General features: G+C 69.4%; 12 protein-coding genes. 5 read left to right on the top strand and 7 right to left on the bottom strand.

Features of this window, described 5'->3' with window-relative positions:
* The first annotated feature begins 202 nt into the window (after nt 1-202).
* Nucleotides 203-3,931 (top strand): methionine synthase, encoded by a 3,729-nt coding sequence (metH, locus tag IF64_RS0111720; RefSeq protein WP_030532101.1) that lies wholly within the window; start codon nt 203-205, stop codon nt 3,929-3,931.
* Nucleotides 3,932-4,022: 91 nt separating this feature from the next.
* On the opposite strand, the gene IF64_RS0111715 is transcribed toward metH, so the two are convergent.
* The 6 genes from IF64_RS0111715 to IF64_RS0111685 form a co-directional block, all read right to left on the bottom strand.
* Nucleotides 4,023-4,361: a DUF8129 domain-containing protein gene (locus IF64_RS0111715; RefSeq protein ID WP_030532100.1), complete on the bottom strand. Its 339-nt coding sequence runs from the start codon at nt 4,359-4,361 to the stop codon at nt 4,023-4,025.
* Nucleotides 4,362-4,391: 30 nt separating this feature from the next.
* The gene (locus IF64_RS0111710) at nt 4,392-4,718 is read right to left on the bottom strand and encodes a DUF2795 domain-containing protein (protein ID WP_030532099.1); all 327 of its coding nucleotides are present in this window, start codon (nt 4,716-4,718) and stop codon (nt 4,392-4,394) included.
* A gap of 208 nt (nt 4,719-4,926) precedes the next feature.
* Entirely contained in the window at nt 4,927-5,400 is a 474-nt protein-coding gene (locus tag IF64_RS0111705; RefSeq protein WP_030532098.1) for a DUF4396 domain-containing protein, read from the bottom strand.
* Between the two features lie 218 nt (nt 5,401-5,618).
* The gene (locus tag IF64_RS0111700; RefSeq protein ID WP_169741945.1) at nt 5,619-6,167 is read right to left on the bottom strand and encodes a potassium channel family protein; all 549 of its coding nucleotides are present in this window, start codon (nt 6,165-6,167) and stop codon (nt 5,619-5,621) included.
* A gap of 317 nt (nt 6,168-6,484) precedes the next feature.
* Nucleotides 6,485-7,045: a nuclear transport factor 2 family protein gene (locus IF64_RS0111690; protein WP_030532096.1), complete on the bottom strand. Its 561-nt coding sequence runs from the start codon at nt 7,043-7,045 to the stop codon at nt 6,485-6,487.
* Entirely contained in the window at nt 7,042-8,646 is a 1,605-nt protein-coding gene (locus tag IF64_RS0111685; protein WP_030532095.1) for an FAD-dependent oxidoreductase, read from the bottom strand. Before IF64_RS0111685 ends, IF64_RS0111690 begins: the two co-directional genes overlap by 4 nt.
* A 200-nt stretch (nt 8,647-8,846) precedes the next feature.
* Here IF64_RS0111685 and IF64_RS0111680 point away from each other — a divergent pair, with 200 nt between their 5' ends.
* From IF64_RS0111680 to IF64_RS0111665, 4 genes are read left to right on the top strand one after another with little or no spacing between them, the layout of a single operon-like run.
* Nucleotides 8,847-9,107, top strand: a complete 261-nt coding sequence (locus IF64_RS0111680) for a hypothetical protein (protein ID WP_030532094.1) — start codon at nt 8,847-8,849, stop codon at nt 9,105-9,107.
* 16 nt (nt 9,108-9,123) lie between these two features.
* Nucleotides 9,124-9,384 (top strand): hypothetical protein, encoded by a 261-nt coding sequence (locus IF64_RS0111675; protein WP_030532093.1) that lies wholly within the window; start codon nt 9,124-9,126, stop codon nt 9,382-9,384.
* A 7-nt stretch (nt 9,385-9,391) separates the two neighbouring features.
* Entirely contained in the window at nt 9,392-12,139 is a 2,748-nt protein-coding gene (locus tag IF64_RS0111670; RefSeq protein ID WP_030532092.1) for an FtsK/SpoIIIE domain-containing protein, read from the top strand.
* Complete coding sequence (locus IF64_RS0111665; protein ID WP_030532091.1) at nt 12,132-12,515, top strand: hypothetical protein; 384 nt, start codon at nt 12,132-12,134, stop codon at nt 12,513-12,515. Before IF64_RS0111670 ends, IF64_RS0111665 begins: the two co-directional genes overlap by 8 nt.
* Nucleotides 12,516-12,572: 57 nt before the next feature.
* Here IF64_RS0111665 and IF64_RS0111660 read toward each other — a convergent pair whose 3' ends face one another.
* Nucleotides 12,573-14,435, bottom strand: a complete 1,863-nt coding sequence (locus IF64_RS0111660) for an endonuclease/exonuclease/phosphatase family protein (RefSeq protein ID WP_425468448.1) — start codon at nt 14,433-14,435, stop codon at nt 12,573-12,575.
* Nucleotides 14,436-14,501: the final 66 nt, after the last annotated feature.

Here is a 14,501-nt window from a genome sequence, read left to right as displayed (position 1 = left end):
TTCGGCTGAGTTCCCCGCCTCCATGAGGCCCGTGATCGGTGAGGTTCCTCGCATCTGAGGCCGAAACGCTCGCGAACACCGGCCGGGCACGCCTTAGGCTGGGGCGTGCCGAGAGGCGTTGCAACGGGCCGCCATCGCCAGGGGGCTGCCCGCCACGCTCGGCGAGAACACCAAGGACGCCTTCCGACGAGGAAGGCAGGGTATGAGCAACATCCAGCCAGACCGCACCGACGAACTCGCCGCGCTCCTCCGCGAGCGGATCCTGATCATCGACGGCGCAATGGGCACGATGATCCAGCAGGAGTCGCCGGGTGAGGCCGAGTACCGCGGCGAACGCTTCGCCGACTGGGGCTGTGATGTCAAGGGCAACAGCGACCTGCTGACGCTGACCCAGCCCGACCTGATCAGCGGCATCACCCGCCGGTTCCTCGAGGCGGGCGCGGACATCGTCGAGACCAACACGTTCAGCGCCACGACGATCGCCCAGGCCGACTTCGAGATGCAGGAGCTGGTCTACGAGCTCAACTACGAGGGCGCCCGGCTGGCCCGTACGACAGCCGACGAGTACGCGACCCCCGACCGTCCGCGGTTCGTGGCCGGCGCGCTCGGGCCGACGAACCGCACGGCATCGATCTCCCCGGACGTCAACGACCCCGGCGCCCGCAACGTCTCCTACGACGACCTCGTCACGGCGTATCTGCAACAGGCCAACGGCCTGGTCGACGGTGGCGCCGACCTGCTGCTCATCGAGACGATCTTCGACACCCTCAACGCCAAGGCCTGCATCTTCGCGCTCGAGACGCTGTTCGCCGAGCGCGGCCGCCGCTGGCCGGTCATGGTGTCGGGCACCATCACCGACGCCTCCGGCCGCACGCTGTCCGGCCAGACGACCGAGGCGTTCTGGAACTCCATCCGGCACGTCAACCCGTTGCTGGTCGGCCTCAACTGCGCGCTCGGTGCCGCCGAGATGCGCCAGTACGTCGCCGAGCTCAGCCGCGTCGCCGACTGCTTCGTGCACTGCTACCCGAACGCCGGTCTGCCCAACGCGTTCGGCGAGTACGACGAGACGCCCGACCAGATGTCGACCGTGGTCCGGGAGTTCGCCGAGGCCGGCCTGGTCAACGTGCTCGGCGGGTGCTGCGGCACCACGCCCGAGCACATCGGCGCCATCGCGAAGGCCGCCGAGGGACTGCCGCCCCGCGTTCCCTCGCAGCCCGAGCCCGCGATGCGCCTTTCGGGTCTCGAGCCGTTCAACATCGACGACTCCTCGCTGTTCGTCAACGTCGGCGAGCGGACCAACATCACCGGCTCGGCCCGGTTCCGCAAGCTGATCAAGGACAGCGACTACGACACCGCCCTCTCGGTGGCCGTGCAGCAGGTGGAGAACGGCGCGCAGGTCATCGACGTCAACATGGACGAGGGCATGATCGACGGCGTCGAGGCGATGGACCGCTTCCTCAAGCTCATCGCGTCCGAACCGGACATCAGCCGCGTGCCGATCATGGTCGACTCGTCCAAGTGGGAGGTCATCGAGGCGGGCCTGAAGAACATCCAGGGCAAGCCCATCGTCAACTCCATCTCGCTGAAGGCGGGCGAGGACGAGTTCGTCCAGCAGGCGCAGCTGTGCAAGAAGTACGGCGCCGCCGTCGTCGTGATGGCCTTCGACGAGGACGGCCAGGCCGACAACCTCGAGCGCCGCAAGGAGATCTGCAGGCGCGCGTACGACATCCTCGTCGACCGGGTCGGCTTCCCCGCCGAGGACATCGTCTTCGACCCCAACGTGTTCGCGGTCGCCACCGGCATCGAGGAGCACGCGACCTACGGCCTCGACTTCATCGAGGGCGCGCGCTGGATCAAGCAGAACCTGCCGGGCGCCAAGATCTCCGGCGGCATCTCCAACGTCTCGTTCTCCTTCCGCGGCAACAACACCGTGCGTGAGGCGATCCACGCGGTCTTCCTGTTCCACGCGATCGAGGCGGGCCTGGACATGGGCATCGTCAACGCGGGTGCGCTCGCGGTGTACGACGAGGTGGACAAGGAACTGCGGGACGCGATCGAGGACGTCGTCCTCAACCGCACCGACGACCCGCAGGCCGCCACCGAGCGGCTGCTCGAACTCGCCGAACAGCACAAGGGCAACGGTTCGGCCGACGAGGAGACCGCCGACGAATGGCGCGAACTCCCCGTCGCCGAGCGGATCACGCACGCGCTTGTGAAGGGCATCGACGCCCACGTCGAGGCCGACACCGAGGAGCTGCGCAACGAGATCGCCCAGCGCGGCGGCCGCCCGATCGAGGTCATCGAGGGCCCGCTGATGGACGGCATGAACGTCGTCGGCGACCTGTTCGGCGCGGGCAAGATGTTCCTGCCCCAGGTGGTCAAGAGCGCCCGCGTGATGAAGAAGGCCGTCGCCTACCTCATCCCGTTCATCGAGCAGGAGAAGGCCGACGCGGGCACCACCGGCGAGAAGGACACCAACGGCACGGTCGTGCTCGCCACGGTGAAGGGCGACGTCCACGACATCGGCAAGAACATCGTCGGCGTCGTGTTGCAGTGCAACAACTTCGAGGTCATCGACCTCGGCGTGATGGTGCCCGCGCAGCAGATCCTGGACGCGGCCAAGGAGCACAACGCCGACGTGATCGGCCTGTCCGGGCTGATCACCCCGTCGCTGGACGAGATGGTCAACTTCGCCTCCGAACTGCAGCGGCAGGAGTTCGACGTGCCGCTGCTGGTCGGCGGAGCCACCACGTCGCGTGCCCACACGGCCGTGAAGGTCGACAAGAAGTACGACGGCCCCGTGGTGTGGGTGAAGGACGCCTCGCGTTCGGTGCCCGTGGTGGCCTCGCTCCTGCACGACGAGCAGCGCGAGACGTTGATGTCCGAGGTGCAGGCCGACTACGACGCGCTGCGGGCCCGGCACGCGAACAAGCAGGACCGGCCCATGGTCACGCTCGAGCAGGCACGCGAGAACCGCACACCGATCGACTGGTCGTCGTACACCCCGCCGGTGCCGGCCAAGCCGGGCGTGCACGTCTTCTCCGACTACGACCTGGCCGAGCTGCGCGACTACATCGACTGGCAGCCGTTCTTCAACGCGTGGGAGATGAAGGGGTCCTTCCCCGACATCCTCAACAATCCCGCCACCGGTGAGGCCGCGCGCAAGCTGTACGACGACGCGCAGGCCATGCTCGACAAGCTCATCGAGGAGAAGTGGCTCACGGCCGCAGGCGTGATCGGCTTCTTCCCCGCCAACGCCGTCGGCGACGACATCGAGCTCTACACCGACGATCAGCGCACCGAGACGCTCACGACGCTGTTCAACCTGCGCCAGCAAGGCGAGCACCGCGAAGGCATCCCGAACCGCTCCATCGGCGACTACGTGGCGCCCAAGGAGACAGGCCTTCAGGACTGGGTCGGCGGCTTCGCGGTGACGGCGGGCCTCGGCTCGCAGCAGAAGGTCGCCGAGTTCAAGGAGAACCTCGACGACTACAACGCGATCCTGCTCGAGTCGCTGGCCGACCGGCTCGCCGAGGCGTTCGCCGAGCGCATGCACGAGCGCGTGCGCAAGGAGTTCTGGGGCTACGCGCCCGACGAGGAGCTGGACAACGTCGGCCTGATCAAGGAGCAGTACGACGGCATCCGGCCCGCGCCCGGCTACCCGGCGTGCCCCGAGCACACCGAGAAGCAGACGCTGTGGAACCTGCTCGACGTGCAGGAGACCGTCGGCATCGAACTCACCGACTCGATGGCGATGTGGCCGGGTGCGGCGGTGTCCGGCTTCTACTTCAGCCACCCCGAGTCGCGGTACTTCGTCGTGGGCAGGCTCGGCCGCGACCAGGTGGAGGACTACGCCAAGCGCAAGGGCTGGTCGCTCGCCGAGGCCGAGCGCTGGCTGTCGGCGAACCTGGGCTACGACCCCGAGGACTGATCAGCCGTATCCGGTGAAACGCCGGGTGGTCCAGTGGACCACCCGGCGTTTTGCGTGGGGTGCTGCGCCGTGGGGTGTTGCGGCGTGGCGGTCAGGGGCGGTCCCGGCCCGGTGTCTGGCCTGCGACGCCGTGCCGCAGTGGGCCGCTCGGCTGGGCCGCGCTGTCTGCCGACACCGGCGATCCGTGCGACGTGTCCGCCGGTTTGCCGCTGTCGGCCTGCTGATCGCCGCCGGACGGCTCGGCCCCTTCGGCGAGTTCCGACTGCCGGGTGCGCAGCAACTCCAACACGGGTGTGCGGTTCGCGTGGGACTCCTCGTAGTCGATCAGCGTCCGGAGGTCCTCGTCGGGGAGCGAGCGGATCCGGTGCTGCAGCTCGGTGATCGGCAGTTCGTCGTAGTCGGGCAGGGGCAGGGCACTGTCGGACGTCATCGGACACACCTCGCGGGAACGGTCGTCGGGTCAGCTGCCGCGGTTCTCGCCGAGTTCGCGGGCGATCGGGTTCGCGGGCGTCTCGGTCTCGCGCTCGGCCAGTCCGGAACGGGAGTTGTGGCGGGCCTGTTGTGCCTTGTCCGAACTCGACCGGCCTTCCTCGGCGTCGCTGTCCAGGGGCACCGACTGGATCACCTCGCCGAGGTTCGCGTACTCCGCAGGCGGCATCGCGCGCAGGGCCTGCGCCACGCTGTCGTCGCCGCTGCGAGTCTGCGCGTGCGACACCAACGTCTCCTTGTCGGCGGGGAAATCCACCGACGAGAGCGCTTCCTTGAGCGATTCGCGGTCCGTACTCATACCAACCCCCTTCTGCTCGGCCGCTCCGCCGGTCCTACCCGCCCACCGACCAAAGCAAACCCGTGTTGCGACTTCGGGGGCCCGTGTTGCGGGCCCAGGGGCGCGTGTTGCGTCCCCAGGGCGCCGTGTTGCGGGTTCAGGAGCGCGTGTTGCGGGCCTGGGGGCGCGTGTTGCGACTTCAGGGGCGCGTGTTGCGGCGTCCCGGTGGTCAGTGGTGGTACGCGTGCGCGACCGCGTGTCCGCGTCCCTTGCCGATCAGCCAGCGGTTCACAGGCACGGTCACGGCGAAGGCGATGGCCAGCGCGCCGGCGAGCGTCACCCAGAACAGCGCCGTGGCCAGACCGGCGTCCATCGCGCCGGGAACAAGCACCATGAACGCGTTGTCGGTCAACTCCATGACGGCGATCGAGACGGTGTCCGCGGCGAGCGCCACCTTGAGCGCCTGGCGCATCCCGACGCCCGCGCGCAGCACACCCCGCATGCTCAGCGCGTACCCGAACAGGAATGCCAGCACGACCGACAGCACGACGGTGCCCGCCGCGTGCCAACCCAGCGCCGTGCCGATGACCATGCCCGTGATCTCGCCGAGTGCGCATCCGAGCAGGCAGTGCAACGTCGCGGTCACGGCCATCGCCCAGGTCGCGGTCGCCGGCTGATGATGCGTGTGCTGTTCCGACACCATGACCTCCGGTGCGAGTGCATGAATTCACCTGTCCCAGCACCAACAAACAAACCCCCAGGGGGTATTCCGACCAAGCCGTGTTGCGCTTTCGGGGGCTCGTGTTGCGGGTTCAGGGTCGCGTGTTGCCGATTCCGGAGCTCGTGTTGCGCCGAACCGCGAGATGAGCGCATCCCGCGACCCGTACAGCGCGCAGGCGGCCGCAGGACGACGTCGGCTCCCTAGCCACGCTGCTCCTCGTCGGCGCGACGCAGTGCGGTCCGGACCGCACCGACGACCGCCCGCGCGGCGAAGGCCACGACGACGAGCCCCACCGACATTTGGATCATGGTCAGAATCCGCGCAGCCTCCGTGCGCGGAACGATGTCACCGAAGCCGACCGTGGCGAAGACCGTGAGCGCGAAGTACAGCGCGTCGGTGTGTCCGAGTTCCTCACTGAAACTTCCGGGTTGCGTCCGCGCCAGTCCCGCGTACGCGGACGCGAAAAGCGCGAGCAGCAACGGAAAGCCGACAGCGACCAGCTGAACGGCCCTCAGCTGCGGAGTCCCGGAAACAGCGATGACCCTGAGTTGCCACGCGATGGCCAACCCGAAGCCCACCAGCGCGATCCCGAACCGCAGCCACGGGCCGACCTCGAGCGGACGGTCCAGCGGCACCAGGTAGTACCCGGTGATCACGAGTCCAGCGCTGAGCAGCGTCCGCAGAACCGCGCCCGCCACGAACCGTCGGCGCGCACGGGCCGGCAGGTCCTCGAATCGCCGTCGTCCCACGGATCCGACCTCCGCACCGCAAACGTGCACGTCACGAGCACGGATACCCCCGCAGCACTCGTCGACACGTGACACGGCGGGCGCTGCGCGGTGGCGGCGTTGGACCGCGGAGTTGGGCTACCTCTGGACACAACACCAGCCCCCCGAACCCGCAACACGCGCCCCTAGAAGCGCAACACCCGCCCCCGCATGCGCAACACGGGCTCCCGGAACCGCAACACGGCACCGCGAAGGCGCAACACGAGCCCCCGAGTGCGCAACACACGCTCCTGGATCCGCAACACGCGCCCCCGGAACCGCAACACGGGGTTGGGCGGTCAGGGGAGGTAGGACTTCAGCCACTCCGGTGGGTGGCCCTTGGTGAGCAGTTCCGGCCAGTCGCCGGGGCGCTCGTCGCCGTAGGCGCGGACCCGCAGGTCGCGGCCGAGCACGTTCGCGTACTCGGTGACCTCGGTGTAGTACATGTACGACATCAGCCGGTCGGCGAACCGCCAGCCGGTCGGCGTGCGCCGGTACACGTCCTGGTACCGCAGCGCGACCACCATGGCCTTGCCGTCGCGGACCACCTCGGCGTGCGAGGCGAGCTGGCCGTAGGCGACGTCCGGATCGGCGTCGTCGAACCGCACGACGTGACCGTGCGTGAAGTGGTTCGTCGGCCCCAGGGCCTTGAACCGGCCGAGATACGTCGTGACGATCTCGTCGATGCCGTTCGCCGCGAACACCCCGTCCGCCGACCGCAACGTGCCGTCCTCGCAGAAGAGCTTGCGAATCCCGTCCTCGTCGCGTTCGTCCATGACGTAGCCGTAGAGCACGGCCAGGTCCTGGATCGCCGCCCTGTCCTCGATCCGCTGGATTCGCCGCTCAAGTGCGTCCGTCATCGTCTGCCTCCCGAAGCCGCCGCGCGCCCGGCGCGGTATCCGAACACGAGCGCGGGCCCGAGCGTGCCGCCCGCCCCGCCGTACACCATTCCGGTCGGCCCGGCCATGGCGTTTCCTGCGGCGTACAGACCCGGAATCGGATCTCCGTCCACAGTGAACACAGAACCATCCACATCGGTCTGTGGACCGCCCTTGGTGCCGAGGGTGCTGAGGTGCAGCCGCACGGCGTAGTACGGCCCACGCTCGAGCGGTCCCAGCGTCGACGCCGCACCGGGGTAGTGCCGCTTGTCGCCGACGAATCCGTCGTAGGCGCTGCGTCCCCGGCCGAAGTCCTCGTCGTCGCCCGCCTTCGCCATGGCGTTGAACCGGGTGACCTCGGCCTCCAATGTGGCCGGTTCGACGTCGATCGCGCGGGCGAGTTCGCCGACGCTGTCGCCGCGCTGGGCCCACTCGGGTGCCTGCCCCGGCGGCAGCGTGAATCCGCCGTACTCCTCGACGTGCCGCGCGTCGAACACCAGCCAGCACCGATCGTTGACGTAGTCGAAGCTGCCGGGATCGAGCTGGTGGAAGGCGCCGCCCAGCGCGTTGTAGTTGGCCGCCTCGTTGGTGAACCGCACGCCGTCGCGGTTGACCATGATCGAACCGGGCAGGGTGCGTTCGCGCAGCACGAGGTGCACGGCCTGCTCACCGTGGTTCGACTGCCCCGGCAGCACGCACACCGGCACCCACCACGCCTCCCGCATGTTGCCGAGCCGCGCGCCTGCCTTCATCGCCATCCGCAGGCCGTCCCCGGTGTTGGTGGGCACCGTCGCCGGATAGGACATCGGTCCGCGCAGGAAATCCCTGACCAGACCCGGGTCCCACTCGAAGCCTCCCGTCGCGAGCACGACACCACGCCGCGCCGACACCGCGGACCCGTCGGCGAAGCGGACCCCGCGCACCCGGTCGCCGTCCTGGACGAGCTCGACGGCAGCGGCGTCGGTGACCGGTTCGGTGCCGCGGTCCAGACATCCCTTCAGCAGGGCGCCGATCATCGCGCGGCCGAGACCCTCGAGTCGCTGCGCCTCCCGCCGGTCGGCCTCGTCGGGCGCGACGACACCCGTACCGCCGCCCACGGGTGTCTCGCGGACCATCATGCGTCGCGGTCGCCCCTCGAGACGGTCGGCCCACGCGCCGAGGGCGTCGAAGCCGAACAGGTGCGGCTCGACCGAACGCCCGCCCTGCGGTTTTCCGCCGGGGTGTTCGGGGTGATAGTCGGGATAGCCGGGCACGAGGCTCAGGTGCAGTGGGGTCCGCCTCTCGAGCCATTCGGTGACCTCGGCCGTACCGTCCACGAAGGCCTCCGCCATACCTGGCCGGATCATGTCGCGCGAGAGCGACCGCAGGTAGCGGATGCCCTCGGCACGCGAGTCGGCCACTCCGGCCTCGCGTGCGTAGCGGTTGTCGGGCAGCCAGGCGACGCCGCTCGACAGACACGTCGTCCCTCCGACGAGGGACGACTTCTCGAAGAGCCCGACGGAGGCTCCGGCGTCGGCGGCAGCCAGGGCCGCGGTCAGTCCGGCCGCGCCCGCACCCAGCACGACGACGTCGAACTCGTCCATGAGCTCTCCCCTCAATCGAGGATAACCATGCTAAGCGATTAGCCGCTTCAGTCAATGGCACGGAGCGCCCGCAGCCACATCCGCTGGCCGTGATCGCCACGGACGGTGACCGGATGTCGCCCACCTCCACACGCCTGCCATCGGATGGTCACGCTAAGTTGGATCACGACACGTACCGACATGTCCAAGGAGCCCGCCCCATGGCCGGAGTGGAAGAGATCCGCGCGGGGATCGCCGCCGCGAACGAGAAGGCTTCCGCCAGCATCGCCGCACTTCAGCAAGCCGCGCAGACCCTCGAGGAAGCGCAGCAGACACTGGCGATGGCGACCCAGGGCAGCGCGCAGGAGGACGTCAGCCAGGCACACGGACTGCTCGCCGAGGCCATTCAGGGCATCACCGGCACCCAGAGCACCATCCAGGCCTGCATCTCGTCCACCGAGGGTTACGCGGCGCGGCTCTGAGCCCCGGTCCGCCACCATGTCGCTGTACGAGCTGCACGCCTCGCTGAACGCCGTCCGCACGAGCCTCACGGACGCCGCCGCGCAGGCCGCACACGCCAGGGAACTGCTCGAGGAGTACCGGCGCGCACTGCTGGATGCCCAGAGCGGCACCGCGGGCAGCAGCGGGGAGCCGTGGCTACCCGCCCAGCTGGCGCGAGCGTTCGACCAGCTGGACGACCACACAGGGCAGCTCGGCGGCGTCGAGCAAGCCCTGAACCACTACGAAGCAAGGTTGTAGCAGGCGTATGGGCAGGAAGGTCCACGAGCAGCGAGCCCGCGTCGTCACCGCGCTCGACCACCTCCGCCACCAGATCGGCCTCGCGCTCGGGGCCGCCCGCAACGCGCACGCGCAGGCCGAACAGGAGCTCGCGCAGCGCCGCCTCGAACAGGACGTGGTGCGCACCGGCATGGACCGGGCGGCCGCGGACCCGGAACTCGCAGCCCGGATGACCACGCCGGCCATGGCGAGCGTGGTGCACAAGCTCGCCAGCGTGCGCGAACAGTTCTACGCCGAGTGGACGGCGGGGCCGCGGCGGCTGCGTGAACTCGTCGCCGAGACCGCACCCGGTCCCGCGTCGGCGCCCGCGGGCGAATGGCTCGGCAGGGTGGGCACGTCGTCCGGGCTCACGACGCCGCAGCTGTGGCGGATCGGCGAGACCACAGTGGACGGAAGCGCGGATTCGGCGTTCGACGTCGCAGTGCCGTTGCTCGACTCCTCCCACCTGGCCGTGACGTCGGCACCCAACACGCGGTCCACCGTGGACGGACTGGTGGAGAACCTGCTGATGCGGGTGTTGTCGACGTTCGAACCCGGCGCGGTGAAGATCCACCTGTGGGACATCGGCCAGCTGACCGGGGTGCTGCCCAACTTCTACGCATTGTCCAGGACGAGTGCGGTCACGGTGCACGACCCGACCCGCCTGTCCGACCTGCTCGACGAGTTCGCAGGCCACATCCGCCGCATTCACGGTTACACCATGCAGGCAGGGCACGTCTCGCTGCGCGCGATGCGGGCCGCCACGGGCAAGCGGCTCGAACCGTGGCGGATCGGCGTGCTCTACGGCAACGGGGAGGACCTGCAGCCCGAACAGATCCGCGACATCAAACGCGTCGCCAGCGGCGCGATCGAGGCGGGGATGTCGCTCATCCTCGTGGACGTGCCCACGATGCTGGACGGCGCCGTCGAGAGCGTGCACGTGACCGCCGACCGCACCGCCGTCACGAGCATGACGGGCCCGGACCTGGCGGTGCGCCTCGATCCGCCGCTGCCGGGCGGCCAGGTCGCCACCGCGTCGTCCCGGATCGCCGAAGCGCTGATGGCCAGGCAGGGCGGGCCGCGCACGTTCGACGACCTGTTGCCGACCGAGTACGGCACCGCCTCGTCGGCCGTGGAGCTCAGGGCACCCGTCGGGTTCCACGAGGGCGAGCCCGTCGACGTGGTGATCGGCGACGCCACCCCGCACGCCCTGATCGGCGGGCCGAGCGGTTCGGGCAAGACGAACTTCCTGTACGCCCTGCTGGGTTCGCTGTGCGCGCGGTACTCGCCGAACGAACTTGCTCTGTACCTTTTGGACTTCAAGGAGGGCGTGTCGTTCGCCGGGCTCGCTCCCGGCCGCAAGGACGAGAGCTGGCTTCCGCACGCGCGGCTCGTGGGCGTCAACGTCAACACCGACCGCGAGTTCGGCCTGGCACTTCTGCGGTTCCTCACCGACGAACTGCGCAGGCGGTCGGCGGCGGCGAAGGAACACGAGGTCACGACGTTGTCGGAACTGCGCGAGCAGGATCCGAACGGGCACTGGCCCCGCATCGTGGCGGTGATCGACGAGTTCCAGTACCTCTTCGGCGAACGCGACACGGTGACGACACTGGCAACCTCGCTGCTGGAGGACGTCGCCCGGCGCGGCCGGTCCCAGGGCATCCACCTCATCCTGGCCAGTCAGGACATCGCCGGAATCGAGGCGTTCTGGGGCAAGCCCGCCGTGTTCGAACAGTGCACCCTGCGCATCGCGATGCCCAAGGCGAGGCGCGTGCTCGCCGAGGCCAACCAGGCGGCCGTCGCCGCGCCGCGCTGGCACGCGGTGGTCAATCACGACTCCGGAATCGGGCACGGCAACCAGCTCGCCCACGTGCCGGACGCCAGCTCGGGCGGCGTCTTCCCCGCCCTGCAACGGCAACTGTGGCAACGCTACGGATCGACGTCCGTGCCGCGCCTGTTCGACGGTGCCCACGCTCCGCGACTCGCCGAGTCGACGGCGTTCACCGCGCTGTCGCCTTCGGACCGTCCACATGCGATCGTTGGGCAGTCCATCGACGTCGCCGACGTGGCGCACACCGTCGAGCTGTCCACCGCACCGGGACGCAACCTCGCCGTGCTGGGCACGACGCAACGCGACGCGGTGTCGATCCTCGACTCCGCCGTCCGCTCGGTGGCCAGGCAGTTCGCCCCCGGTGACGTCGAGTTCGCGCTCTTCTGCCTCGTCGACCGGTGCGAACCCGCGGTGACCGCCCTCGCCGAACGCCTGCACGCCGAAGGGCACAAGGCCGAGACCGTCACGGCGGACACCGTCGTCGAGACCGTCACGGCGTGGGCGGGCGAACTCGCCGACGGATCACAGCGAGCCGCCCGGCGGATCGCCGTCCTCTACGGCGTCGACGCCGCCCTGCCCGTGTTGGAGGCGAAGGAACCGGGCAGGACCAGCGGCCTGGACCACCTGCGCACCCTGTTGAAGCAGGGACCCGCACGTGGGGTGCACGTGCTCGGCTGGTGGCGGAGCATCGCGCGCCTGAAGGACACACTCGGGTTCGGCGGAACCGATGACGTCGGCGCCTGGGTCGCGCTCGACGTGCAGGGCAACGAACTCGGTCCGCTGGCCGCAGGGCAGGTCGTGCACTGGTCGCCGCGACCCGACCGCGCCCTGTTCTTCGACCGGACGACGTTGAGCTCGCCCGAGATCGTCATCCCGTTCCGCCGTGAGGAGGACCTCGATGACTGAGCAGCCGCCCGAGACGCGGGTGGACGCGGCCGCGCGCTACAAGGAGATCATCGGCCTGGCACGGAAGGCCGCCGAGGATCTGCGTGCGTGGGAGCAGGCGCGCGAGCAGCAGCTGCACGGTGAGATCGCGGCGGCAGAGCAGAACGTGCACGCCGCGGCCGAGGCCGAGCAGGCCATGGCCGAGCGCGCGCGCCGCTGGTGGTCGATGGCGAGGGACAACGTGGCACGGCTGTCGTGGCTCGACGTCGGCGAGGAGCCCACGCCCGTCGCCTCGGCCAGGGGCGACCAGGCGTCCCGCTACGCCGACGACATTCGCCCCGCCTACCACGAACTCACCCAGGCCGTCCTGAAACTCGGCTGGCGGGCCCGCAAGTAGCTCCCAAGGGCCCCATGGTCGCGTTGAGTGCAACTATGGGGCCCTCGGGAGCAGTGCTCAGTTGGTGGGCCAGTCGGTCCGGGTGGACGCAGAGGGGCGGAAGCGGACGATCTGCGGGTCGTGGTCGCTGGCCTGGTCGGCGAACTCGGCGTTGATGTGCACCACGTCGTAGTCGACCCTCCGCAGCGAGTCGGACACGAGGATGTGGTCCAGCACCTGCGAGTTGCCCTCGTAGACGTAGCTGTACTGCTGGTCGACGGGCAGCGTGTCGATCAACGCCGACAGCGCGCCGCCCTCGGTGAGCGTGCCCAGCGTCTCCGAGAACTGGAAGTCGTTGAGGTCACCGGCCACGACGACGTTCGCATCGGGCTGCGCCGCCTGCAGTTCGTCGACGAAGCCGCGCACCACCTGCGCCTGCTTCACCCGCTGCTCCTCCGACGAGCGCGCCGGCGGCTGGAACCTGCCGTGCGTCGGCTCGTCGCCGCCCTTCGATGCGAAGTGGTTGGCGACCACGAACACCGTGCGCCCACGGAACGTGAACTCGCCGACGAGCGGCTTGCGGCTGTCGGCCCACGCCTCGTTCTGCGGGTCGATCCGGCCGGGCGACACCGACAGGTGCGCCGCGCCCGAGCGCGACTTCTCCACCTCGACCGGTGTGGTCGCGTCTCCGCCCGCACGGTCCACGAACGACACCCGGTCCGGGTTGTACAGGAAACCGACGCGGATGTTGCCGCCCGGCTGACCGCCGTCGGCCGATTCCTCCGGGTCGATCTGGCGCCACTCGTACCGCGGCCCGCCCGCGGCCGCGATCGCGTCGACGAACCGGTCCAGCGTCTCGTCGGCAGCCACGACCCCGTCGCCGTTGCCGTCGGCGCCGTTGTTGTCCTGGATCTCCTCCAACGTCACGATGTCGGGCGAACGCAGGTTCTCGACCACGCCGCCTGCCAGGTCGTCGAACTTGGCCTGATCGTCCACGCCGGACAGGTTCTCGACGTTGTAGGTCGCCACGGACAGGTCGGCGCGGCTCTGCTTCGCCGTCACCTCCCGCTCGAGACCGTTGTCGGCCACCTCGCCCAGTTCGGTGGCCATCAGCGTGTAGCCGCCGTAGGAGTCGTACTCGATCGGCCCCGCCGTGGTGCCGGTGAGGGTGTCGCCGACGTTGGCCGTCGGGAAAGGACGCTCGTCGAACGGGATCAGCGACTCGATCTTCAGCAGACCCGTGTTCGCCCGGTCGTAGCCGCCGTAGACAGCACCGCCGCGCGCACTCGGGTTCTCGCCCGGTTTGGTGGTCACGTACAGCTCGTTGTACTGCGTGCTGGGGCTCACCAGGCGCGCGTCACCGATGACGGCGCGCTGGCCCTCCGTGGACTCCCAGAAGTCGAGGGCGTACTTGTCGGGCTGGAGTTCGAGCTCGTCGAGGTTGCCCTCCGGCGGCGCGAACGTGTCCGGCACGGTGTCGGCGGTGATCTCCACCGCCTCCGGAAGCTCGTTGCCGGTCGAGGAGACCGTCCACTCGGCACCGGTCAGCTGCGTGGTCGACTGGTAAGCCGAGTCCTGGCTCTCCGGGCGGTACTCGGTGACCTCGCCGGTGACGGACAGCTCGTCGCCTGCCGTGACGTCGGGGCTCTGCTCACCGGTGTAGACGAAGATGCCCTCGCTGGTACGCGGGTCGCCGTCCGGTTCGGGGTCCTGCAGCCAGAAGCCGCGGGCGCTGCCGAAGTCACGGGTGGCGGTGACGATGCCCGGCACCGTGACGGACTCGCCGACCATGGGCGAGATGCGGCCCGTGCCCTGGACGTCGTGGATGCGGGTCTCGGTGGTGTCTGCGGTCGCGGGGGCGGCGAGCACGATCGAGGTGGCCACCGCTGTCGCGGACAACGCCGAAACGACCCGCGTCGCTCTGCTGCTGAGTGCGGTCACGCGAGGCATCTTTGCCCATCCGGGTGAGCACCGGAAGAAGATTGGCCGACGCGGAGGAGTCCGTTC

The organism is Prauserella rugosa (genome assembly GCF_000719975.1).
Taxonomy (GTDB): Bacteria; Actinomycetota; Actinomycetes; order Mycobacteriales; family Pseudonocardiaceae; genus Prauserella; species Prauserella rugosa.
This window is presented reverse-complemented; position numbering and strand designations above follow the sequence as displayed.